The organism is Shimia sp. MIT910701, assembly GCF_047126315.1.
GTDB lineage: Bacteria > Pseudomonadota > Alphaproteobacteria > Rhodobacterales > Rhodobacteraceae > Shimia.
In genome coordinates this window covers 3,997,910-4,021,202 of sequence record NZ_CP138953.1, presented here as the reverse complement: position 1 = coordinate 4,021,202, position 23,293 = coordinate 3,997,910, and the positions used below count along the sequence as shown (strand labels likewise).

Below are 23,293 nucleotides of genomic sequence, written 5' to 3'. Positions count from 1 at the left end.
TTGCAAGCGCCCCCGGATTTCTGTAGGGAGGCGCCTTGAAACCGCTACAGGATACATCCCATGGCCGAGAACACCACCGCTGAGAAAAAGAAGCTCTTCATCAAGACCTACGGGTGCCAGATGAATGTCTATGACAGTGAACGCATGGCAGAGGCCATGGGTGGAGCAGGCTACGAGACCACAAACTCGCCGGATGATGCGGATATGATCCTGCTCAACACCTGCCACATTCGCGAAAAGGCCGCTGAGAAGGTCTATTCCGAGTTGGGGCGGTTCAAGGGGTTGAAGGCGGACAAGCCGGACCTGAAGATTGGCGTGGCCGGGTGCGTGGCGCAGGCTGAGGGCGAAGAGATCATGCGGCGTCAGCCGATGGTCGATCTGGTGGTGGGGCCGCAGGCCTATCACCGCTTGCCGGAGATGGAGGCCAAAACGCAGGAAGGCGTGAAGGCGCTGGACACGGATTTCCCGGAAGAAGACAAGTTTGAGAAGCTCAAGGGGCGTTCCAAGGCAAAGCGCCCACCGGCAGCGTTTTTGACCGTGCAGGAAGGCTGCGATAAGTTCTGTGCCTTCTGCGTGGTGCCGTATACGCGCGGAGCAGAGGTGTCGCGTCCGGTGGATCGCGTGCTGACAGAAGCGCGGGATTTGGTGGAACGCGGCGTGCGTGAAATCACTCTGCTGGGCCAGAACGTGAATGCGTATCATGGCGCGCATGGCGGCGGCGACATGACCCTGGCGGGTTTGATCTGGGAACTCGACAAAATCGACGGGCTGGAGCGTATCCGTTTCACAACCAGCCACCCCAATGACATGATGGACGACCTGATCGAGGCACATGGCACCTGTTCCAAGCTGATGCCCTATCTGCATCTGCCGGTGCAGTCTGGTTCCAACAAAATCCTCAAGCGCATGAACCGCAGCCACACGCGTGACAGCTACATCAAGCTGATCGAGCGCATTCGCGCGGCGCGGCCGGATTTGATGTTGTCCGGTGACTTCATTGTGGGCTTCCCAGAAGAGACCGAAGAGGATTTTCAAGACACGATGGACCTGATCCGCGAGGTCACATACGGACAGGCCTATAGCTTCAAATATTCCACCCGCCCGGGCACACCGGCAGCGGAGCGGCCATTGGTGGATGCGGCGGAGGCGGACGACCGGTTGCAGCGTTTGCAAGCCCTGTTGGGGCAGCAGCAGAGAGAAATTCAGGACAGCATGGTCGGCAAGGAAGTCAATGTGCTGTATGAGAAGCCCGGACGTTTGGACGGGCAGATGGTGGGCAAGTCTGATTACCTGCACGCGGTCTATGTGGCTGATCCGGCGGGGCAAATTGGCGACATCAAGCGGGTGAGAATCGTGGAGAGCTCCGCCAACTCCCTGGGTGGCGTTCTGATCTGAGATTGACCCAACGTCGGAAACAATCTTGGTTAATTTGAGAATATTGATGCGCGCGTTCTGCTTGGAGTAGGGCGCGCGTGACACATTTTGGACATATTTTAGGTCTCGCCCCACGCGAATTAAGGATTTCTTCTTCACATGAGAGGCAACTCGGTGCATCTTGAGGGGATATAGAAAGCTTTGATTTAGAACACTGTTTCAAGAAAATGGCTTTCGGGGGATAGGAGAGGTACTCGCTGTGGCTATCAAAACCAAAAAAATGGCGCGGGCGGCGCTTGGAGGTGCGGCGGCTGCCTGTGTTGCACTTCTGGCCATTGCTCAGCCTGCTGCGGCCCAAAACCAACGCACTGTTCTGGGCCAACCGTATGTTCCAACTGTCTGGGTCGATCCGGATGGCTGTGAGCACTGGGTGATGGACGACGGTGTCGAAGGCTATATGACGCCGCACGTAAACCGTCAGGGTATTCCAGTATGCCGTCGCGGCAATGTCTGTGGTGTGATGAACTCCGATCAGTTCTTTGCCACCGACAAATACGCGATCAACTCGGCCAACCGTCAGCGTCTTGCGGAGTTCTTTAACAGCTCCACCGCGTCAGCCTTCATCATTGCCGGTCACACTGACAGCCGCGCAAGCGACGACTACAACATGCGCCTGAGCTACAACCGCGCCAATGCGGTGGCCAAAGTGGCGCGCAGCACCGGCGCCCGTGTGGCGGATGTGCGCGGCTATGGCGAGCGTATGCCCCGTGCGACCAACCGCACCGCGGCTGGCATGGCGGAGAACCGCCGTGTTGAAATCATCTGTCTGCGCTAAGGGAGAGGCGATATGAAACTGACCAAAAGCGTTCTGCTTCTCGGTGCCGCAGTCAGCCTGTCTGCCTGCATCGACAACAAAGTCGACAAGACCGTGGACAACTTCACCGATGATGGCCACCTCAGCAACTTGATTGCCGGTGTCTGGGTCGATCCAAACGGCTGTGACCACTGGATCATCGACGACGGCGTCGAGGGTTACCTGTCCCAGCGTTTGGATCCCTACGGCAAGCCAGTGTGCTCCGGTGCAGCCCCTCCCGGCGTGGCCACCGGCCCGTTCAAACAGGGTGCGGGCATCGGCGACTGGATCTGATCCACATCGCCTGAGAATTTTGGGAAGGTCGCCAGAGGTTTTCGGCGACCTTTTTCTTTGCATCGAGGGTTTTGCCGTGTGCCCGTCACGGAAAATTCACGCCCTCACGCTTGCGACTCCCGGCGCAACTTGGCACCATGGGTGCTATAACCTTCTTCACAGGAGATGTGATTGCCCACTGGCACCATGACCCCACCGCCTTCATCCGATGCGCCGAAAAAGACCTCGGTGGAATTTCCGGACAACCGACTGCTGATTGAGCTTTGCGGCGAATATGATCGCAACCTCGCGGATATAGAGCAGAAACTGGGGGTGCAGATCCTGCGACGGGGAAACCTGCTCGACATTCACGGCGAAGAGGCGGCTCAGACCGAGGCGGCCGACGTGCTGACTGCGCTCTACACGCGGCTGGAAAGTGGCAAGTCGGTGGAGGGGGGCGACATTGATCGTGAGATTCGCATGGGGGGCTCTGAGGAGGACACCGGCGTGCGGGACGGCGATCAGATGGAGATGTTCAAAGGCGGCACGGTTGAGATCAAGACCCGCAAAAAGCTGGTCGAGCCGCGCACCGATGCCCAGAAGGCTTACGTGCTGTCGCTGTTTGACAATGAGCTGGCCTTTGGCATTGGCCCTGCGGGCACTGGTAAGACTTATCTGGCTGTGGCGGTGGGCGTGTCGATGTTCATCTCTGGCCAAGTGGATCGGATCATCTTGTCGCGGCCAGCCGTAGAGGCGGGCGAGAAGCTGGGCTATCTGCCGGGCGACATGAAAGACAAGGTCGATCCGTACATGCAGCCGCTTTATGATGCGCTGAACGATTTTCTGCCTGCCAAGCAGCTGGGCAAGCTGATCGAAGAGAAAAAGATCGAGATTGCGCCGCTGGCCTTTATGCGCGGGCGTACGTTGTCCAATGCCTTTGTGGTGCTGGATGAGGCGCAGAACGCCACCACCATGCAGATGAAGATGTTCCTGACCCGCTTAGGTGAAGGCTCGCGTATGGTGATCACCGGCGACCGCAGCCAGATCGACCTGCCGCGCGGCGTGCCCTCGGGTTTGAAAGATGCGGAACGGCTGTTGAGCAACATTCCCAACATCAGCTTCAATTACTTCACAGCGGACGATGTGGTGCGTCACCCGCTGGTGGCGGCGATCATCAAAGCCTATGATGCCGATGCCGCGCGGGCGTTGAAGGGTCGGGATACAAAATCCTGAAGCTTCTTCTTACCACAAATATCCACGGGGGTGTGGGGGCCGTCAGCCCCCACGCAGCGCAGGGACAATGCTGACCGATACCATTATTGAAGACGACCGCTGGAGCGCGGTGGCGTTTGAGGAACTGGCCGAAACCGCAGCGCAGGCGGTGTTGGCCCATCTTGGCATGGCTTGCGAGACCTTCGAAATTGCTGTGCTGGCCTGTGATGACACGCGTATTGCCGAGCTGAATGCGGATTTTCGCGACAAGGACAAAGCCACCAACGTGTTGAGTTGGCCGAGCGAGGAGCGCGGCGTTGAAGTCGATGGGGACGTGCCCGCGCTGCCGGAGCAGAGTTTTCCGGGGATGCCGGAAGAGCTTGGCGACATCGCAATTTCTTATGACACCTGCGCGCGGGAGGCCGAAGCGGCGAGCAAACCAATGTCCGAGCACGTCACCCATTTGATGGTGCATGGCACTTTGCATTTGCTGGGATACGATCATGTGCGTGACAAAGATGCCACTTTGATGGAAGGTTTAGAGACCACCATACTTGGCAAAATGGGTCTGGCAGACCCATATGAGATCAAATAGCGGTCAAGATACCGCAAGAAACCTTGGAAAGGGCCAATGGGCGACAGTGCAGACGGGTCTTCTAACGCAGCGCCAAGCGCGCAGCCGGAAGGCCAGATAAGTAAACCGAAGGGCTGGATGAGCCGCCTGTTTGGTATGAGTGACACCCCGGAAACTGTGGCAGAGCGCCCGGTGGCCGCAACCACCCCGGTGCCGCAGGCGCATGGCATGATGAACCTGCGCCGGATGCGGGTTGAGGATGTGGCGGTGCCCAAGGCCGATATTCAATCGGTGCCCACCACCATCACAAAGACGGAGCTGGTGCAGCTGTTTCGTGACAGCGGCCTAACCCGCTTGCCGGTGTATGAGAACACTTTGGACACGCCGGTGGGCTTTGTGCACCTGAAGGACTTTGCGCTGCGCCATGGGTTTAATGGTGACAATGCCAAGGATTTTGACATCACCCGCGTGCTGCGGCCGCTGTTGTTTGTGCCGCCCAGCATGTCGATTGGCGTTTTGCTGACCAAGATGCAGGCCGAGCGGCGGCATATGGCTTTGGTGATTGATGAATATGGCGGCGTGGATGGCTTGGTGACCATCGAAGACCTGATTGAACAGGTCATCGGGGAAATCGAAGACGAACACGACGTGGAAGAGGCTGATCTCTTTGTCGAGGAGAAGCCGGGCTGTTATCTGGCGCTGGCCAAAACCCCGCTGGATGAGTTTGAAGCCGCAGTGGGCCGCTCTTTGAGCCACCACGAAGAGGTGGACCCGGAAGAGATCGATACGCTGGGCGGTCTGGTCTTTATGCTCGCGGGGCATGTGCCGGCGCGTGGTGAGGTGGTCGAAAGCCCGGATGGCGTCGAGTTTGAGGTGGTGGACGCCGATCCCCGCCGGATCAAGCGCCTGCGGGTGTTTCTGCCAAGTCCCACTGTGGTGGTGCAGGATGGCTGACGGCGCTTTGCGCCGCCGGTTGCGGGCCATTCCCTGGAAGACGTTTTGCACAGGCGGCGCGGTCGGCTTAATCGCCGCGCTGGGCCATCCGCCGTTTGATCTCTGGTTTCTCTCGCTCTTTGGCTTTGCTGCGGCCTTTGCAATGTTGCGGCTCACGGCCAGCGGCTTTTCGGACGCGGTGTTTGGGCTGGGCTTTGGCACCGGCTATTTTGCGCTGTCCCTGAGCTGGATTGTGGAGCCGTTTCTTGTGGACCCACTGGTACACGGCTGGATGGCGCCCTTTGCGATCCTGTTTCTGTCCATGGGCTTGGCGCTGTTCTGGGCGTTGGCGTTTTGGGGCGCAAAACGACTCAGCACAACCGGCTGGGCCGTGATCCTGACGCTGACCTTGGCGGAGCTGGTGCGGGCCTATGTGTTCACTGGGTTTCCCTGGGCCATGCCATCTTATGTGCTGGTCAACAAGCTGGTGGCGCAAAGCGCGGCTGTGGTTGGGCCTCATGGGTTGAATTTGGTTTTGTTCATTACGGCCTGGCTTTTGGCACAGGCCTTAGTGTTTGGCGGCCGTATTGGTTTTAAAATCAGTGCTGCGGTGCTGGGCTTCGTGGTGTTAGCGATGCCTCTGAGTGGGGCCGATCCGCAGGCGCAGGCGGATCGCCCGGTTGTGCGCCTGATCCAGCCCAATGCGCCGCAGCATCAGAAGTGGGACCCGCAATATGCTGGGCTGTTCTTTGAGCGGTTGGTACAGTTCACCCGCGCTGGAGATGACCGCCCTGATCTGATTGTCTGGCCTGAAACCGCTGTGCCGGTGTGGCTGCATAATGCGGCCAATACTCTGAACATCATTTCCGGTGCTGCAGGCGATGTGCCGGTGGTGCTTGGTATCAATCGCGCGGAAGGGCTCCGCATTTTTAACGCGGCGGTGTTGATGGATAAAGACGGCCGCGTCACGCAGACCTATGACAAGCATCATCTGGTGCCCTTTGGGGAATACATCCCGCTTGGCGATCTTCTAAGCAAGATTGGCATTCAAGGGTTGGCCAGCCGCAATGGCGACGGGTTTTCCCCCGGCGCAGGCGCAGTTGTGTTGGATCTGGGGGCGCTGGGCAAAGCCTTGGTGTTGATCTGCTACGAGGCCGTGTTCCCACAAGATGTGCGGGCTGCACCAGAGCGCCCCAGTTTCATCCTGCATCTGACAAATGACGCCTGGTTTGGCAATTTCTCCGGACCCTATCAGCATCTGGATCAAGCGCGGATGCGCGCGATTGAGAGCGGGTTGCCGGTGCTGCGCTCGGCCAACACTGGGGTGAGCGCGGTGATTGATGCGCGGGGCAGGGTGCTGGATGCCTTGGCGCTGAATACCGAAGGCTATCTGGATGCGGTGCTGCCAGAAGCGCGGGCCAAGACACTCTATGCCAAAACCGGTGATCTACCGCTCACCATTGTGGTTGTGCTGCTGCTATTAACGGCGCTTTTACTGCGTCGGCGCGAAACGCATTGACCCTTCGGTGACGGAGGCGTAAGGCAGACTGGAAATTATCGCCACAACGGCTTCCTGACGTGGCGATCGACTTTTAATGGAGCACTTCATGACACGACAGAACTACACGTTTACTTCCGAAAGTGTTTCGGAAGGCCACCCAGATAAGGTCTGTGACCGCATCTCGGACGCCGTTTTGGATGCCTTTTTGGCAGAGGAACCAGAGGCACGTGTGGCGGCGGAAACGTTTGCCACGACGAACCGGGTGGTGATTGGCGGCGAGGTTGGTCTGTCAGATCAGGACAAGCTGCATGATTACATGGACCGCATCGACGAGATCGCGCGCGCCTGTATCAAAGACATCGGCTATGAGCAGGACAAGTTCCACCACGAGACCGTGGAGATCACCAACCTGCTCCATGAGCAGTCCGCGCATATTGCACAGGGCGTAGATGCGGCAGCCGACAAAGATGAAGGCGCGGGTGATCAGGGCATCATGTTTGGCTATGCCACCACTGAAACCGAGGCGTTGATGCCAGCGCCAATCCAGTACAGCCACGCCATTCTGCGACGTCTGGCCGAGGTGCGCAAATCCGGTCAGGAGCCGACGCTTGGCCCGGATGCGAAGTCGCAGCTGTCTGTGGTCTATGAAGGCGGCAAGCCGGTGGGCGTGAGCTCCATCGTGTTGTCGACACAGCACCTGGACGAGGCCATGACCAGCGCCGACGTGCGCGCCGTGGTGGAGCCCTACATTCGCGAGACCCTGCCAGAGGGCTGGATCACCGATGCCACCGCATGGCACGTGAACCCAACCGGCAAGTTTGTGATTGGCGGCCCGGATGGCGATGCGGGTCTGACCGGTCGTAAGATCATCGTGGACACCTATGGCGGCGCAGCCCCACATGGCGGCGGTGCCTTCTCTGGCAAAGACCCAACCAAGGTCGACCGTTCTGCAGCTTATGCAGCACGTTACCTGGCGAAAAACGTTGTGGCCGCTGGCATGGCGGAGCGCTGCACCATTCAGCTGTCTTACGCGATTGGCGTGTCTGAGCCGCTGTCGGTTTATGCGGATACGCATGGCACCGGCGAAGTGGCACCTGCGGACATCGAGAAAGCTGTGCGCAGTGTGATGAGCCTGACGCCGCGGGGTATTCGCGAGAAGCTTCAGCTCAACAAGCCGATCTATCAGCGCACTGCGGCCTACGGCCACTTTGGCCGGACGCCAACCGAGGACGGTGGCTTCAGCTGGGAGCGCACGGATCTGGTTGAGGATCTGAAAAAAGCCATCTGAGCTGCGCTATAGCACAAGATTTGGAAAGCCCGTCGCATTGGTCGGCGGGCTTTTTTTGTGCCTAGTGCATGTCATGTAAGAGCTGCCCCAACGGAAGTCTTTGGCTTCATGGCGCTCCTGTGCCACGGTCAGTCCGGGAATTGGGAGGAATGCGCGATGTTGATCGATGTGGCTTTGCCGCTGTCGTTGGCGATTATTATGTTTTCACTGGGGTTTGGGCTGACCTTCGCCGATTTTGGCAGGGTGCTGACCATGCCGCGCGCGGTGATCGTGGGCGTGGCGATGCAAGTGGTCGCGGTGCCGGCGGTGGCGTTTTTGTTGGTGTCCTTCACAAGCTTGCCGCCAGCGATGGCCTTTGGCGTGATGCTGCTGTCATTTTGCCCCGGGGGCGTGACGTCCAACATTCTGACCAAATTGGCAGGGGGCACGGTGGCCTTGTCGATAACATTGACAGCGGTGGTGAGCCTGTTGTCCGTGCTGACCGTGCCCGCGCTGACCGGCTGGGCGGCGACCACGTTTCTGGGCGGCGATGCGCCGGTGATCAATGTGACCGCAATTGGCATCAGCATGTTTGTGATCACCGCCGTGCCGGTGGCGATTGGCGTGTTGCTTCGGTTTGTGGCGCCGACGTTTGCGGACAACAATGAAGGCCGGGTGTCGACCTTGGCGCTGGTGCTGTTTGTGGTGATTGTCGCGGCGGCGCTGGCGACCAATTGGACGATGTTCATGGAGAACATTGGCGGATTGGGGCCGGTGCTGATGGCGCTGAATGTGGTGTTGCTGATTGCCGGGGTTGTGGTGGCGCGTGTGCTGGGGCTCTCGGGGCCGGACGGGCTGTGTATCTCTGTGGAGATGGGGGTGCAGAATGCGACACTCGGCATTGCGGTGGCGGGCATTATTGCGCAAACCGGAGGGATTCCGGAATATGCTGTGCCGGCAGCGGTCTATGGGATCACGATGTATATTGTGACCATTCCGGGCATGTTCATTCTGCGCAAGATTTTTGGCTGAACTTGACCTTTGCTGCGGGTTTGGGCAAAGGCAGGCCCGCAGCATAAGGTATTTTGGCATGTCCGACGACAAACACCCCGGCAAAGATTCTGGCAGACACGCAAGCGGTGCGCCGTGGCGCAACTTCTATGGCCGTTTCAAAGGCAAGGGCCTGCGCGCCAGCCAGGAGGTCTATCTGGACGAAGATCTGGCGGCACTGTCGCCGGGCAAAGTGAGCTGGGAAGAGAACCCGGAGCGCGAGAACCTTGACCTGGAAGCGCTGTTTGGCGGCAAAGATGTCTGGCTCGAAGTCGGCTTTGGCGGCGGCGAGCACATGGTGCATCAGGCGGTGCAAAACCCGGATGTGGGCATCATTGGCTGTGAGCCCTATATCAACGGGGTTGCCATGCTGCTGGGCAAAATCCGTGAGGCTGGGGCGGAGAACATCAAAGTGCATCCCGGTGACGCGCGCGACATGTTTGACGTGCTGCCCGATCAAAGCCTGAGCCGGGCGTTTTTGCTCTATCCAGATCCCTGGCCAAAGAAACGCCACCACCGTCGTCGGTTTGTGACGCCGGAACATCTGGAGCCGCTGTCGCGCAAGCTGAAGCCGGGGGCGATTTTCCGCGTGGCGACGGACATCGAGGATTATGTGCGCCAGACGCTGGAGCAAGTGCCGCGCCATGGGTTTGAGTGGCTGGCGGAGAAGCCGGAGGATTGGCGTGAGCCGTGGGGCGATTGGATTTCCACACGCTATGAGCAGAAGGCCTTCCGCGAAGGGCGCACGCCGCATTATCTGACGTTTCGGAAGACGTAACGGGTAGAGCGCCTTTGGGATGACCCGCGTCAAAACGGGTCATTTGCTGACCTTGATTTTTATGGGGAGATTGCCGCAGGCTGATCTTGTTTTCAAAGCAAGGTCATTTTCCCATGGAACCCATCCAAATCACCAATTGTCATGTGCACACGTTTACGCAAGCGCATGTGCCCCGCGACTTTCCCTACAAATGGACCCGCCTGTTTCAGCGGGTGCCGATCCTGATCAAAGGCATTGCTTGGGTAGTGCGGCTGCTGGGGCAAGAGGACATCGCTGAAAAGCTTGATCGCCTTTACCGGTTTCAACAGGAGGCCCAGCACGATGAGCAAGCTACTGTTCTCAACAACGTCAAGAAGCACTACCCGAGCAACACGCGCTATGTGGTGTTGCCGATGGACATGACGGGGATTGGCTACGGTCCGGTCGAAGAAGACCTGCGCACGCAGCATGACAAGCTGCATGAGATGGCACAGGCGGCGGAACCCAAAGGCTCGGTCATACCGTTCGCCACGGTCAACCCGCTGAGCGAAGGCAGTGCGCAAGAGGGGCTGCGGGCGATCAAGGAGTTGCAGTTTCAAGGGCTGAAAATCTATCCGCGCATGGGGTTTGCGCCAGACCATCCGGTGCTGATGGAGACGGTGTATCCAGAGATTAATGCGCGGAAAATGCCGGTCATGACCCACTGCTCGCGGGGCGGTGTGCAGGGACGTGAGGTGTTCGATTACACTGCGGATCGGTTCACGGAACCAAAGGCCTACCGGCCGGTGATGCGGGCGTTTCCCGACATGCGGATTTGTCTGGCGCATTTTGGCGGGCAGAAGGACTGGCACGCCTATGCCAACGGAGAAGCGCCGCGGGGTGATGAGAACTGGCAGGTGCAAATCCGCGACATGATCGGTTCGGGAGACTGGCCGCAGCTGTGGACCGACATCAGCTACACGCTGTTTCACTTTGACGACTACATCCCGTTTTTGCGGCTGTTTTTGCTGGATGAGACCGAGGCGGGCGACCGGTTGCGCAGCCGGGTGCTGTTTGGCTCGGATTTCTACATGACGCGGCAGGAGAAGCTGAGCGAGAAGGCAGTGTGTTTTCGGTTGCGCAATGCGCTGGGCGAAGAGGTGTTTCGGCAAATTGCCCAGGACAATCCTGAGGTGTGGCTGCGTGGTACGGGCAACGCGGGGGCAAATTTTGCAACCGGGTAATTTGTCGCCGCAGGTCGGCATGGACGCGGGCCATTTGTTGCGCTAACAGCAGGGCTGAACGCAAGAAGGATACTGCTCTATGTTCGGCCACGGCACCCCGATCCCGATGACCTCTTCCCCCTGCGGCCCGCTGAAGGGCGAGGCGCATGTGCCTGGTGACAAATCTATCAGCCACCGCAGCCTGATCTTTGGCGCGATGGCCGTGGGGGAGACCAAAATCTCCGGTTTGCTGGAAGGTGAAGATGTGCTGGACACCGGCAAGGCGATGGCAGCCTTTGGCGCAGAGGTGATCAACCACGGCGAAGGCAATTGGTCGGTGCATGGTGTTGGCGTCGGTGGCTTTGCGGAGCCGGACACAGTGATTGACTGCGGCAACTCTGGCACCGGTGTGCGGCTGATCATGGGCGCGATGGCGACCAGTGACATCACCGTGACCTTCACCGGTGACGCCAGCCTGAATGGCCGTCCGATGGCACGAGTCACCGATCCGATTGCACTGTTTGGCGCGACCTCTGTGGGGCGGTCCGGTGGGCGGTTGCCGATGACCATTGTCGGCGCAAAAGACCCGGTGCCGGTGCGCTACGAAGTGCCGATGCCATCGGCGCAGGTGAAATCTGCCGTGCTGTTGGCGGGTTTGAACGCGCCGGGGCAGACCGTGGTGATCGAGAAAGAAGCCACGCGGGATCACACCGAGCGTATGCTGGCGGGCTTTGGTGCAGAGATTTCGGTGGCAGAGACCGATGAAGGCCGTGTGATCACCCTGACGGGTCAGCCGGAGCTGAAGCCGCAGACGATTGTGGTGCCGCGCGATCCAAGCTCGGCAGCTTTCCCGGTATGTGCGGCGATCATCACGCCGGGTTCTGACGTGTTGGTGCCAAATATCGGGCTGAACCCAACCCGCGCAGGTCTGTTTTATGCGCTTCAGGCAATGAACGCAGACCTGACGTTTGAGAATGAACGTGAAGAGGGCGGGGAGCCCGTGGCGGATCTGCGGGCACGGTTCTCGCCCAACCTCAAGGGCGCAGAGATCGATCCGGCGGGTGCAGCCAGCATGATTGATGAATACCCTGTGCTGTCGGTTGTGGCGGCCTTTGCAGAAGGTGACACCGTGATGCGCGGCGTAAAAGAACTGCGGGTGAAAGAAAGCGACCGGATCGACGCCATGGCCAAAGGTCTGCGCGCCAATGGGGTTGAGGTTGATGAGGGTGACGATTGGTGGATCGTAAAAGGTCTCGGCCATGGCAATGTGCCTGGTGGTGCGACCTGCGAGAGCTTCCTGGATCACCGCATAGCCATGAGTTTTATGGTGATGGGCATGGCCACGCAGCAGCCTGTGAGCGTGGACAATGGCGGCCCAATTGCCACGTCGTTCCCGATTTTTGAGCCACTGATGCACGGCTTGGGCGCGAAGATCACCCGGACTTAAGCGGCCAGTCGCGGCCTTTGGCGCACGTTTTTGTTGATTTTGGCGAAGCCTCGGTCATGATCGGGGCTTACGTCATTTGTGGGCCTTTTGCATGAGCTATATTCAACGGGTTTTCTGGATCAGTTTTACCGCCGCCACCGCCATTTATCTGGTGATGGTGTTCTGGACCATGCCGACGATCAGTGCTGCCGCCGGAGGCTTGGCGCCCTTTGACATGCGGCCCTTTGGCTACACGCCGCAGGAGGCGCGCGGGTTCTTATCGGCGCTGACAGCGGAAGGGCGGGACTTTTACATCACCGTGCAGCAACGGCTTGATCTGGTGTATCCGGCGCTGCTGGGGATTATGTTGATTGTTGGGTTTCAGAGCCTGTTCCAGCGGCCCTGGAGTATGGTGTTTTCCTTTGTGGCGCTGATTATGGTGTCAGCGGATTATCTGGAAAACTACATGGTGGCCACCATGCTGCACATTGGTCCGGATGCGGTGGAAGACAACCTTGTGGCCTTTGCCAGCTTTTGGACGCGCTGCAAGTCGGCCGCGGCCACAGTGGCCTTTGTCGGGCTCATGGCAGGCGCGGTGATGCAGATGCGCCGCCGTTGGGCGTAAACCGGCCAAGGAATGTGGCTGTGCCTTGCGTTGCCATGCTTGGCTCGGTAGAGCGGCTGGGATTTGAGAAAAGGCAGGGCAAGACATGCGGTTTACCATAGCGATTGACGGACCAGCGGCGGCCGGCAAGGGCACAATTTCTAAAGCTGTGGCAGCGCATTACGGCTTTGCCCATCTGGACACGGGGTTGCTGTATCGCGCGGTTGGCGCACGGACGCTGGATGGGACGGACCCTATTGAGGCAGCCAAGGCCCTGACCGCCGAAGATCTGAACGCGGACAACCTGCGTACGCCAGAGGTTGCGCAGGCGGCCAGCAAAGTGGCCGTGATTGGCGAAGTACGGGCTGCGCTGGTGGATTTCCAACGCGCTTTTGCGCGGCGCGCCGGTGGGGCTGTGCTGGACGGACGTGACATTGGCACCGTGATTTGTCCCAATGCTGAAGCCAAGCTGTTTGTCACCGCCAGTGCCGAGGTGCGGGCCGAGCGTCGGTATCTGGAGCTTGTTGGCAAAGGCACCGAGATAGATCGTGAAACCGTGCTGGCGGATGTAAAAGAGCGCGATGCGCGGGATATGGAACGGGCGGAGGCGCCATTGAAGCCGGCAGAGGACGCGGTGTTGATCGACACCTCCGATCTGGCGATTGAGGAAGCCATCGCGGCGGCCGTGGCGGCGATTGACAAGCTGCGTCCGGCGGAGTGAGTCATCACCTTTCTGTGAGGTGATCCCGACAATTTGAACCAAATTCTCCCAAGCCTGCGTAAGCGGCTGAAATACTGGGAGGATAGTTCATGTCTTTACAAGCGTTGTTTCCGGCGGTGGACAGCAGTCTGCCAATTGCCGGTGGTACCCTGTCCGCTGTGGCGGATTTTGAGATTTTGGCTCGGGCTTTGGATGCGGCGGGCCTCTCGGCCACCGTGGGTGGGCTCAGTGACTTTACCTTGTTTGCCCCAACAGACGCAGCTTTTGCCGATCTGGCGGTCACCTTGGGGTTCACCGGCGACACAGATGATCCCGACGCAGTGTTTGGCGCGATTGCTGGGGCCCTGTCGGGGTTGGCGCCGGATGGTGATCCGATCCCGCTGTTGACCGACATTCTGCTCTATCATGTCAGTGGCGCCGAAAGTGACGCGGCGGGCCTAAACGCAGACGGGCCGGTGGATACGTTGCTAACAGACGCCTCGGTTGAGGTGACGGGCAATACCGTGGTTGATGGCGATCCGAATTTTCAGAACGCAGACATTGTCAGCCCCGATGTGGATGCGGGCACGGGAACCATTCAGGTGATCGACCAGGTGCTGCTGCCGCTGGACACACCGGCGGAGAGTGATCCGGGCACCCTATTGGACGTACTCAAAGAAAGCGGAGGCAGTTTCGATGATGACAATACTGATTTTGACATGCTTCTGGCGGCGCTACAGGCGACGGGGCTAGACGACGCGGCGGATGATCCTGAGGCTGAGCTGACGGTGTTTGCGCCCAATGATGCGGCCTTTATCTCGCTCGCGCAGAGCCTTGGCTATGAGGGTGATGATGAGGAGGGCGCGTTTCAGGCAATTGTTGATGCGGCAGGTGTGTTGCGCCCAGAAGACCCGCTGTCGTTTGTCAGTGATGTCCTAACCTATCACATCAGTCCGGGGGAACAGGACAGCGGCGCTGTTCTGGGCTCTGAGAGCATCGACACACTGCTTGGCGAAGGGCTTGGAGTGGATGGGACCATGTTGGTGGATGCCGATCCGGATGCGGAGAATGCCGAGATCATCGCCACGGATATTGCCGCAAGTAACGGCGTGGCTCATGTGATTGATGAGGTGCTGTTGCCGCTCGACTTGCCGATGGTGGACCAGACGCCGGAGGAAGCATCTGAGGACAGCTCTGAGGATCCCGAAGAGCCAGAAGGTGATGACGACAGTTTTGGGTGGGTCGAAGGACTTGGGATTGCCGGGCTTTTTCTGGCGCTGTTCTTCCTCGCGTGACGTTGATGCCTCAGGCGGACTTCTTTTCGTCCGCCTGCAGGTCAAACTCTGCGCGGGCTTCGTCGATGTTGGGCAGGTTGTCCAGTGCCCAAGTTCCGAGCGCTTTCACGGGTTCGTAAAAGGAATACCCCAAGTCTGTAAGGGCGTATTCTACCTTTGGCGGGATCGTCGGGTGGTAGGTGCGGTTGACCAGCCCGTCTCGTTCCAGTTCGCGCAGTTTCAAGGACAACATGCGCTGGGAGATGCCCAGATGGCGCTTCAACTCGTTGAAGCGCAGCACTTTGTATTGTGCCAGAGAAATAACGATCAGCACCGACCAGCGATCACCGACGCGTCCTAAGACCTCATTGATGCGGGAGCATTCGGGGCATTGACCATCCTTTTCAACAAAGCACATGGCGGTTCCTTTCGTGTAACCGGGTCTCAGAAATGTGCCTTCTTGTGGCGATTTCCAGTGCCACTTATATCGCGGGTATCGAAAGTATACCACCCTCGGTTCCGGTGATGTTCATCGGCCCGCAAGAAGGATCATGTGAGAATGACAAGTCTGAAAGACCTGATGACCTGGCGCTATGCCACCAAGAAGATGGACCCTGCGAAAGTGGTTCCGGAAGAGAAGGTGGAGGCGATCCTGGAAGCGATCCGTATGGCGCCGACATCTAGCGGCACGCAGCCGTTTGAGGTGTTTGTCATCACCAACGACGAGATGCGTGAAAAAATCCGCAAGGTGGGTTGGGATCAGAGCCAGATCACCGAAGGCAGCCACCTGCTGGTGTTTGCGGCTTGGGACAACTACTCGGCGGAGCGCATTGATGCAGTGCGCGCGCATATGGAAGAGCTGCGCGGCGCAAACGAGATGCTGACGCAGTATTTCGAGAACCTCAAAAACGTGTACCTGCCGCGCGATGAGACCGTGAACCACGACCACGCGGCGCGTCAGGCCTATATCGCGCTGGGCTTTGCTATGCTGGCAGCGGCGGAACTGGGCGTGGACACCTGCCCGATGGAAGGGTTTGATCCAGACGCCGTGGATGAGATCATGGGGCTGAAAGAGTTGGGGCTGAAATCCGTGACCTTGTTGCCGCTGGGCTATCGTCAGGAAAGCGCGGACTGGTTGCTGCCCATGGCGAAGGTGCGCAAGTCGCGTGAGACTCTGGTGAAAGAGATCAGCTAAGGACCTCTGGACGAGATCAGTATTGGAAGGCGCTCTGGAATGGGGCGCCTTTTGTGTCTTCGTTGGGGTTGAAATCCGCTGTGATAGTTATGTAATAACATAACTAAATGAATCTGTCGGATATGAACGTACCCATGGGACGGAATATCAAAACCAATCTGCGAGGGCGACGCAGGCAAGGCAATGTCATGCAGGCTTATGATGCATTGCCGCCTGAGTTGCGCCAGTGGCTGCATACGGCTGCCTTGCCTTGGAGCCCGGCCTCCGCGCGCGGGATATGGCGTAAGGCAGGGGGGGCGAAGGATCCCAAGGCAGCACTTGAGCGGTTGGATGCAGTTGAGGCAGCGACGTTGCGCCGGGATGGTTTGTTGCAGGGAATCGGCTTGCCGAACTAGGGGTTTAGGGCTATATCGCCCCTGTCTATAAGGCGCAAATGCCATAAAACAACGGGACGAGCAGGGTCGGAATCGCCGGCCCTCTTTGTTTTTTGTGTGTTTTTCCAGTTGTTTGGCGCGTCAAAGACCAAATCGATCTGCCAGAATGGCAGGCGCTAACCAAGACCGGCGGAGACAACCGCACGGCCAGAAAAAAACGTTTGATAAAGGAAATGACGCCGCATGGCTAACGCAACCATGGAGGAATTCGAAGCCCTCCTTAATGAAAGCTTCGAAATGGACACACCGAACGAGGGTTCGGTTGTCAAAGGCAAAGTCATCGCTATTGAAGCAGGCCAAGCCATCATCGACGTAGGCTACAAAATGGAAGGCCGCGTTGAGCTCAAAGAATTCGCAAACCCAGGTGAAGCTCCTGAAATCGCCGTTGGCGACGAAGTGGAAGTCTACCTGCGCGCGGCTGAAAACGCCCGTGGCGAAGCTGTTATCTCCCGTGAGATGGCGCGCCGCGAAGAAGCGTGGGATCGCCTCGAAAAAGCATACGCAGACGATGCGCGCGTTGAAGGCGCGATCTTCGGCCGCGTTAAAGGTGGCTTCACCGTTGATCTCGGCGGCGCCGTGGCCTTCCTGCCAGGTTCCCAGGTTGACGTACGCCCAGTGCGTGACGCAGGCCCACTGATGGGTCTGAAGCAGCCGTTCCAGATTCTGAAGATGGACCGTCGTCGTGGCAACATCGTTGTCTCCCGTCGTGCGATCCTCGAAGAGTCCCGCGCCGAGCAGCGCGCAGAAGTCATCGGCAACCTGTCCGAAGGTCAGGCAGTCGACGGTGTGGTCAAGAACATCACCGAATACGGTGCGTTTGTTGACCTCGGCGGTGTTGACGGCCTGCTGCACGTCACCGACATGGCATGGCGCCGTGTGAACCACCCATCTGAGATCCTGACCATCGGTGAGACCGTTAAGGTTCAGGTGATCAAGATCAACAAAGAAACCCACCGCATCAGCCTGGGTATGAAGCAGCTGCAGGAAGATCCATGGGATCTGGTTGCTGCGAAGTACCCACTGTCCTCCGTACACAAAGGCCGCGTGACCAACATCACCGATTACGGTGCCTTTGTTGAGCTGGAGCCAGGTGTTGAAGGTTTGGTTCACGTCTCCGAGATGTCCTGGACCAAGAAAAACGTACACCCAGGCAAGATCGTTTCCACCTCTCAGGAAGTGGACGTCATGGTGCTGGAAATCGACGGCTCCAAGCGTCGTGTTTCCCTTGGTCTTAAGCAGACCATGCGCAACCCATGGGAAGTTTTCGCGGAAACGCACCCAGAGGGCACCGAGGTCGAAGGCGAAGTCAAGAACATCACCGAATTCGGTCTGTTCATCGGCCTGCCAGGCGAGATCGACGGCATGGTTCACCTCTCCGACCTGTCCTGGGACGAGCGTGGCGAAGATGCGATCCAGAACTACCGCAAAGGCGACATGGTTTCGGCCGTTGTCTCCGAAGTGGACGTTGAAAAAGAGCGTATCTCCCTGTCCATCAAAGCACTCGGCGGCGACAAGTTCGCGGACGCAGTGGGCGGCGTGAAGCGCGGCTCCATCGTGACCGTAGAAGTGACCGCGATCGAAGACGGTGGCATCGAAGTGGAATACGAAGGCATGAAGTCCTTCATCCGCCGCTCCGACCTGTCCCGCGACCGTGCAGAGCAGCGCCCAGAGCGTTTCTCCACCGGCGACAAGATCGACGTGCGCGTCACCAACATCGACAGCAAGACCCGTCGTCTGGGTCTGTCGATCAAGGCACGCGAGATCGCAGAAGAGAAAGAAGCCGTGGAGCAGTACGGTTCTTCCGACTCCGGTGCGTCCCTCGGCGATATCCTTGGCGCAGCGCTGAAGACCGGCGACGAGTAAGATCGCACGATCTTTCGTATGAGACTTTGGAAACCCCGCCAGGATTGGCGGGGTTTTCTGCTTACTGGTACAGGCGCTCTGCTTGTTCCGTCAGGGCTTTCATGGCGGCCCGGTAGGGGGCAGGGCCAAAGCTGATGCGGGAAACACCCGTTGCCGCCAGTGGCGCCACGTCGGCGGTGACATCCAGGCACATGGCGTTTACCGGGAGAGAGACCGCCGCGCAGATTGTGCGGATCATTTCTGGGTCAGAAAGGCCGGGAATGAAGAAGCCACTGGCACCAGCCTCGGCATAGGCTTTGCCACGGGTGATGGCAGCCTCGACATGTTGGCCGTGATCCTCTGGTTTGGACTGCAAAAACAGATCGGTGCGGGCGTTGATGTAGAGCGGCACATCGTGGGCGTCGGCTTCAGCGCGAATGGCGGCGATGCGCGCGGTTTGTGTGTTGATGTCGTGCAGGCCTTCACCTTGCACCACGCGGTCCTCAAAGTTGATGCCAATCACGCCTGCCGCCAACACACCCGCGATGTTTTTGCGCAGCGCATCGGTATCAACGGCGTAGCCGCCTTCAAAGTCGAGTGAAACCGGCACGTCGCAGGTTGCGGTGATGCGTGTGGCGATCTGCAGGAGGGTGTCCAGCGGCAGGGCTTCACCATCCGCATAGCCTTGGGCGGCGGCTACGGACCAGCTGCCGGTCGCCAGCGCGGGGGCGCCACCTTTGGCGATGGCTGCGCCGCTGCTAGCGTCCCAGCAGTTGTACAGCACAAGGGGCGATCCGGGGTGGTGCAGCGCGGCAAAGGTGCGGGCGCGATCAGCTTGGGTCATGGGCGTGTCCTTTTTGGTATTGGCGTTCGATTTCGATGAGTTTCTGTTTGCGCCATAAACCGCCGCCATAGCCGGTGAGCGCACCGTCTGCGCCAAGCACACGGTGACAGGGCACCAGCAGGGCAATCTGGTTGGCGCCGTTCGCGCGGGCCACGGCACGGATGGCCGAGGGGCGGCCAATGGTTCTGGCAAGTTCAGAGTAGGTGCGGGTTTCCCCGGCAGGGATGTCGCAGAGCGCGTGCCAGACGTCTTTGGTGAAGGCCGAGCCGTGGAAGGCCAGCGGCGTTTCAAAGCTTGGGTTTTGGCCTGAATAGAAAGCGGTCAGTTCTGCTTCGACCTGATCGGTGGGGCTATAACGACCGAGACCCAAATCGCCTTTGGCAAACTCACGTAAGCGAGACAACTCGCGAGGTAGAGCCTTGCGTTCGACAAACTCCAGCAAATGCAGATGCGAGGCGCTGGAGACGGCGATCATGTCACCCAAGGGCGAAGTGATCCAATCCGCGCGCAGAAAGCCGCCTTTGCGTAGATCAGCCGGGGCACTGCCGAGAGGGCGGGCAAAGGCGGCGCGGAAGGCGGAGGGGCTGTCAAAGCTGGCGCTGTGCTGCGCGTCGATGACCTTGTCGCCCTGACTGAGGACTTCGAAGCCCTCTCGCAGGCGGCGTTGGCGGGCCATTTCGAGGAATGTCATGCCAAACTGACGTTTGAACGACCGGCGCACGGTGGAAAGGTCAAAGCCCATTTGGGCTATGTGGCGTTCCGACCAGCGGATGTCGGGGCGCTCGTCCAGCGCGGCCAGGAGCGCGGCGATTGCGGGGTCCGCTTCGGCGGCAGGGGCCAAGGGATGGCAGCGTTTGCAGGCGCGGTAGCCGGCTTCGATGCATTCACCGATGGAGGCAAAGAAAGTGCAGTTTTCTGATTTGGGTTTACGGGCAGGGCAGGTCAGGCGGCAGAAGACACCAGTGGAGGACACGCAGACATAAGCGCGTCCGTCATAGGCAGGGTCGCGCGCGAGCAGGGCTTTGTAGAGTGCGTCGTGGTTGGGCAAATCAAACATCATGAGGGCACCCTAGCAGCGACTAACAGCGCTGCAGCCGAAAATCGGGCGTGTATTTCAGAAAGCTGGTCAGGAATGCGTGACTGGAAGTTGACCTTAGGGCAGGCTTAAGCTCAGGCAGTATGTGTGAGGGTAATGATGGCAGAGAACAGTTTGTATTCAGATCCGGCGTTGATTTCGGTCTATGACGCGCTCAATGCAGGGCGCGAGGACATCGACTATTACCTGTCGCAGTTGCCCAATATGCCGCAGCGGGTTTTGGACATTGGCTGTGGCACCGGACGATTTGCGCTTGAGTTAGCCGCCCGAGGCCATGATGTCTGTGGCGTTGATCCGGCCCCCGGGATGGTGGCATTTGCGCGCGAGAAACCCGGTGCGGACCTGATCGAATGGTACGTTGGGCGGTGCTGTGTCGTGCCCAAGTCGCGGCCGTTTGATTTCATCTTTATGACCGGGCACGCGTTTCAGTGTCTATTGAGTGATCAGGACATATCGCGCCTCTATGCGGAGGTTGTGGCGCGGCTGGCGCCGGACGGGGTGTTTTTTGCCGAGAGCCGCAATCCGGCTGTGAAGGCTTGGGAGCGGTGGTGCCCGCAGAACGCGGGGCCGACGGTGGCCTTGGCAGAGGGGCGCTCGGTGCAGGTTACCCATGAGGTGACATCGGTGCGGGACGAGCTGGTGCGGTTTGTGGAGACGTACCGGTTTGCTCCCGAGGGCACGGAGCTGTGCTCGGAGAGTTGTTTACGGTTTAGCGCGAAAGATCAGCTGGAGGCGTTGGCGCAGCAGGTTGGGCTGGGCGTTCGGCACCTGAGCGGGGGCTGGGATGGTCAGGTCTTTGAGGAGGCCAGCAGTCCCGAGATTATCTTAGGGTTGCAGTTCCATAACTAAAAAGGCCCGCCGGAGGGGCGGGCCTTTGTGTTTTGTGGGGTGTCTTACCGTCCGCGGATGCGTGGGTCGAGCGCGTCACGCAGACCGTCGCCGAGGTAGTTCACCGACAGTACGGTCAGCGAGATTGCCAGACCGGGCCAGAACACGCGTTCCGGGTAGTCCTGCAGGTACTGTACCGCGTCGTTCAGCAGGCGGCCCCAGGTTGGGAAGTCTGGCGGGAAGCCAAGACCCAGGAAGGACAGCGCCGATTCCGTGATGATCGCGTTGGCGATGCCCAGGGTTGCCGACACCATGATGGGCGACAGCACGTTGGGCAGGATATGACGTGTAATCATGTTCTTGTTGGAGGTCCCGATAGACCGGGCCGCCAGCACAAATTCACGCTCTTTCAGCGCCAGCACATCGCCGCGCACGATCCGCGCGGTGGGCATCCAGGAGGTGATGCCGATGGCGATCACGATCAGGATAAAGATGCCACGCTCTGGACCCACGGCCGCAGACAGCGGTTCGCGGAAGAGCATCATCATCACCAGCAGCAGAGGCAGGATCGGAAGCGCCAGGAACAGGTCGGTCAGGCGCATCAGCGGGCCGTCGAGTTTCTTGAAGAACCCGGCGATGATGCCGACAAAGCTGCCCAGCCCCAATGCCAGCAACATGGCGGTCAGGCCCACGGCGATGGAGGTCTGGCCCCCGGCCATCATTCGCGCCAGCAAGTCACGGCCCAGTTGGTCGGTGCCAAATGGGTGCGCCAGGCTAGGCCCTTGGTTGCGCGAGCGGATGTCGATGTAGGTGGCGTCATAGGGCCACAGCAGCGGACCGATGAAGACCCCGAAGACAATGACCAGGAAGACGATGCCACCGAGCAAAGCGCCTTTGTGCGCTTTGAACTGGTGCCACACATCGTACCACTGGCTGCGTGGTGGGGTGGATGGCTCGGTGTTGGTGGTATCAGTCATAGCGGATCCTCGGATCAAGAATGCCGTAGAGCACGTCTGCGATCAGGTTGAAGAAGACGATCAGGAAGGCGAACATAAAGGTCAGCGTCTGCACGGTGGGCAGGTCGTTGGCCTGAATGGCCCCGATCAGCTGTGCGCCGATGCCGTTCACGGAGAACACCTGCTCGGTGATGATCGCGCCGCCGAAGATGGCTGGCAGACCCAGCGCAATCACGGTCACAACCGGGATCATCGAGTTACGCAGGACGTGTACCATCACAACCACACGTTCGCTCAGGCCTTTGGCACGCGCGGTGCGCACGTAGTCCTGGTTGAGGTTGTCCAGCATGGAAGCGCGCATGTAGCGGCTGATCTGGGCGGTGGTTTGCAGGGCAAGCACCATCACTGGCATGATCATCTGACGCAGCTGATACACAAAGCTGTCCCAATCCACGACCTCATGGGTGGTGTCGTAGATGAAGGGGAACCAGCCGAGGTTCACCGAGAAGATCACAATCACCAGCGGGCCGGTGAAGAACGGCGGAATGGAGTAGCCGATCATGGTGATGAAGGTACCGGCCTGATCGAAGATCGAATACTGCTTGTAAGCAGAATAGATGCCGATAGGCAGGGCGATCAGGATGCCAACGATGTAGGACATGCCCACAACCCACAGGGTCTGCGGCAGGCGCTCTACAACCACGTCCATCACTGGACCGCGGTGCTGCCAGCTGATGATGCGCAGCTTACCTTCGGAGAAGGCGGTGCCAAACATGTGGTCAAACAGCACCTGGGGTTCCACCCAGAAGAACTGGACCAGCCATTTGTAGAATCTGATGTAGCCAGGTTCGCCAAGGCCAAGGGCCAAGCGCATTTTTTCTTTGACCTCTGGCGGAACGGTCAAGGGAACTTGTGCCATCGGGTCGCCCGGCGCGAGCTCGAGCAGGAGGAAGATGACAAGTGAGATAAAGAGCAACGTCGGGATCGCGAGGATCAGACGGCGTATGGTGAAGGTCAGCATGGAAGCGCCTTTGTGCGTCGTTTTTGTTGTTTAGCCCCGCGCAGCGACCTGACTGGGCGGGGCTTAATAGAGTTGGG

At 59.1% G+C, this 23,293-nt stretch carries 24 protein-coding genes and 1 riboswitch; of the genes, 19 read left to right on the top strand and 5 right to left on the bottom strand.

Going from position 1 to position 23,293, the window contains the following annotated elements:
• Nucleotides 1-60 precede the first annotated feature (60 nt).
• The 15 genes from miaB to SIB38_RS19525 all read left to right on the top strand — a co-directional run bounded on the left by miaB (nucleotide 61) and on the right by SIB38_RS19525 (nucleotide 15,021).
• Nucleotides 61-1,395 carry a tRNA (N6-isopentenyl adenosine(37)-C2)-methylthiotransferase MiaB gene (miaB, locus tag SIB38_RS19595; RefSeq protein WP_294118978.1) on the top strand — a complete coding sequence of 445 codons (1,335 nt, stop codon included), beginning with the start codon at nucleotides 61-63 and terminating at the stop codon, nucleotides 1,393-1,395.
• Between the two features lie 259 nt (nucleotides 1,396-1,654).
• A complete protein-coding gene (locus tag SIB38_RS19590; RefSeq protein ID WP_294119029.1) occupies nucleotides 1,655-2,209 on the top strand; it encodes an OmpA family protein in 555 nt (184 codons plus the stop codon).
• A 12-nt stretch (nucleotides 2,210-2,221) separates the two neighbouring features.
• A complete protein-coding gene (locus SIB38_RS19585) occupies nucleotides 2,222-2,521 on the top strand; it encodes a hypothetical protein (protein ID WP_294118977.1) in 300 nt (99 codons plus the stop codon).
• Nucleotides 2,522-2,707: 186 nt separating this feature from the next.
• Nucleotides 2,708-3,733, top strand: a complete 1,026-nt coding sequence (locus SIB38_RS19580) for a PhoH family protein (protein WP_294119027.1) — start codon at nucleotides 2,708-2,710, stop codon at nucleotides 3,731-3,733.
• 67 nt (nucleotides 3,734-3,800) lie between these two features.
• Nucleotides 3,801-4,307, top strand: coding sequence for an rRNA maturation RNase YbeY (gene ybeY, locus SIB38_RS19575; protein WP_294118976.1), 507 nt, complete (start codon nucleotides 3,801-3,803; stop codon nucleotides 4,305-4,307).
• A 36-nt stretch (nucleotides 4,308-4,343) separates the two neighbouring features.
• The gene (locus SIB38_RS19570; RefSeq protein WP_294118975.1) at nucleotides 4,344-5,240 is read left to right on the top strand and encodes a hemolysin family protein; all 897 of its coding nucleotides are present in this window, start codon (nucleotides 4,344-4,346) and stop codon (nucleotides 5,238-5,240) included.
• Complete coding sequence (lnt, locus tag SIB38_RS19565) at nucleotides 5,233-6,738, top strand: apolipoprotein N-acyltransferase (protein ID WP_294118974.1); 1,506 nt, start codon at nucleotides 5,233-5,235, stop codon at nucleotides 6,736-6,738. The genes SIB38_RS19570 and lnt overlap by 8 nt, the downstream gene beginning before the upstream one ends.
• A gap of 35 nt (nucleotides 6,739-6,773) precedes the next feature.
• Nucleotides 6,774-6,822, top strand: a riboswitch (SAM-SAH riboswitch).
• Nucleotides 6,823-6,826: 4 nt separating this feature from the next.
• Entirely contained in the window at nucleotides 6,827-8,008 is a 1,182-nt protein-coding gene (metK, locus tag SIB38_RS19560; RefSeq protein WP_168591768.1) for a methionine adenosyltransferase, read from the top strand.
• Nucleotides 8,009-8,164: 156 nt separating this feature from the next.
• Nucleotides 8,165-9,019: a bile acid:sodium symporter family protein gene (locus tag SIB38_RS19555; protein ID WP_412550886.1), complete on the top strand. Its 855-nt coding sequence runs from the start codon at nucleotides 8,165-8,167 to the stop codon at nucleotides 9,017-9,019.
• Between the two features lie 58 nt (nucleotides 9,020-9,077).
• On the top strand, nucleotides 9,078-9,815 hold the full coding sequence (gene trmB / locus SIB38_RS19550) for a tRNA (guanosine(46)-N7)-methyltransferase TrmB (RefSeq protein ID WP_294118972.1): 738 nt from the start codon (nucleotides 9,078-9,080) through the stop codon (nucleotides 9,813-9,815).
• 113 nt (nucleotides 9,816-9,928) lie between these two features.
• Nucleotides 9,929-11,017 carry an amidohydrolase family protein gene (locus SIB38_RS19545; RefSeq protein ID WP_412550885.1) on the top strand — a complete coding sequence of 363 codons (1,089 nt, stop codon included), beginning with the start codon at nucleotides 9,929-9,931 and terminating at the stop codon, nucleotides 11,015-11,017.
• 79 nt (nucleotides 11,018-11,096) lie between these two features.
• Nucleotides 11,097-12,443: a 3-phosphoshikimate 1-carboxyvinyltransferase gene (aroA, locus tag SIB38_RS19540; protein WP_412550884.1), complete on the top strand. Its 1,347-nt coding sequence runs from the start codon at nucleotides 11,097-11,099 to the stop codon at nucleotides 12,441-12,443.
• 91 nt (nucleotides 12,444-12,534) lie between these two features.
• Complete coding sequence (locus tag SIB38_RS19535; protein WP_294118969.1) at nucleotides 12,535-13,047, top strand: hypothetical protein; 513 nt, start codon at nucleotides 12,535-12,537, stop codon at nucleotides 13,045-13,047.
• Nucleotides 13,048-13,132: 85 nt separating this feature from the next.
• Nucleotides 13,133-13,747 (top strand): (d)CMP kinase, encoded by a 615-nt coding sequence (gene cmk / locus SIB38_RS19530; protein ID WP_294118967.1) that lies wholly within the window; start codon nucleotides 13,133-13,135, stop codon nucleotides 13,745-13,747.
• Nucleotides 13,748-13,836: 89 nt separating this feature from the next.
• Entirely contained in the window at nucleotides 13,837-15,021 is a 1,185-nt protein-coding gene (locus SIB38_RS19525; RefSeq protein WP_412550883.1) for a fasciclin domain-containing protein, read from the top strand.
• 10 nt (nucleotides 15,022-15,031) lie between these two features.
• On the opposite strand, the gene SIB38_RS19520 is transcribed toward SIB38_RS19525, so the two are convergent.
• The gene (locus SIB38_RS19520) at nucleotides 15,032-15,418 is read right to left on the bottom strand and encodes a winged helix-turn-helix transcriptional regulator (protein WP_294118964.1); all 387 of its coding nucleotides are present in this window, start codon (nucleotides 15,416-15,418) and stop codon (nucleotides 15,032-15,034) included.
• A 141-nt stretch (nucleotides 15,419-15,559) separates the two neighbouring features.
• Here SIB38_RS19520 and SIB38_RS19515 point away from each other — a divergent pair, with 141 nt between their 5' ends.
• From SIB38_RS19515 to rpsA, 3 genes are all read left to right on the top strand, one after another.
• The gene (locus SIB38_RS19515) at nucleotides 15,560-16,195 is read left to right on the top strand and encodes an NAD(P)H-dependent oxidoreductase (protein WP_294118962.1); all 636 of its coding nucleotides are present in this window, start codon (nucleotides 15,560-15,562) and stop codon (nucleotides 16,193-16,195) included.
• A gap of 134 nt (nucleotides 16,196-16,329) precedes the next feature.
• Nucleotides 16,330-16,590: a DUF6525 family protein gene (locus SIB38_RS19510; RefSeq protein ID WP_294119026.1), complete on the top strand. Its 261-nt coding sequence runs from the start codon at nucleotides 16,330-16,332 to the stop codon at nucleotides 16,588-16,590.
• Between the two features lie 222 nt (nucleotides 16,591-16,812).
• The gene (rpsA, locus tag SIB38_RS19505) at nucleotides 16,813-18,492 is read left to right on the top strand and encodes a 30S ribosomal protein S1 (RefSeq protein ID WP_294118961.1); all 1,680 of its coding nucleotides are present in this window, start codon (nucleotides 16,813-16,815) and stop codon (nucleotides 18,490-18,492) included.
• 61 nt (nucleotides 18,493-18,553) lie between these two features.
• Here the strand turns inward: rpsA and SIB38_RS19500 are convergent, their stop codons facing one another.
• Nucleotides 18,554-19,315, bottom strand: a complete 762-nt coding sequence (locus SIB38_RS19500) for an isocitrate lyase/PEP mutase family protein (protein WP_412550882.1) — start codon at nucleotides 19,313-19,315, stop codon at nucleotides 18,554-18,556.
• Nucleotides 19,302-20,375: a bifunctional transcriptional activator/DNA repair enzyme AdaA gene (locus SIB38_RS19495; RefSeq protein WP_412550881.1), complete on the bottom strand. Its 1,074-nt coding sequence runs from the start codon at nucleotides 20,373-20,375 to the stop codon at nucleotides 19,302-19,304. The genes SIB38_RS19500 and SIB38_RS19495 overlap by 14 nt, the downstream gene beginning before the upstream one ends.
• A gap of 135 nt (nucleotides 20,376-20,510) precedes the next feature.
• Between SIB38_RS19495 and SIB38_RS19490 the strand changes: the two genes are divergently transcribed.
• A complete protein-coding gene (locus SIB38_RS19490) occupies nucleotides 20,511-21,260 on the top strand; it encodes a class I SAM-dependent methyltransferase (protein ID WP_412550880.1) in 750 nt (249 codons plus the stop codon).
• A 44-nt stretch (nucleotides 21,261-21,304) separates the two neighbouring features.
• On the opposite strand, the gene SIB38_RS19485 is transcribed toward SIB38_RS19490, so the two are convergent.
• Nucleotides 21,305-22,216, bottom strand: coding sequence for an ABC transporter permease (locus SIB38_RS19485; RefSeq protein WP_294118957.1), 912 nt, complete (start codon nucleotides 22,214-22,216; stop codon nucleotides 21,305-21,307).
• Nucleotides 22,209-23,216, bottom strand: coding sequence for an ABC transporter permease (locus tag SIB38_RS19480; RefSeq protein WP_412550879.1), 1,008 nt, complete (start codon nucleotides 23,214-23,216; stop codon nucleotides 22,209-22,211). Before SIB38_RS19480 ends, SIB38_RS19485 begins: the two co-directional genes overlap by 8 nt.
• Nucleotides 23,217-23,293: the final 77 nt, after the last annotated feature.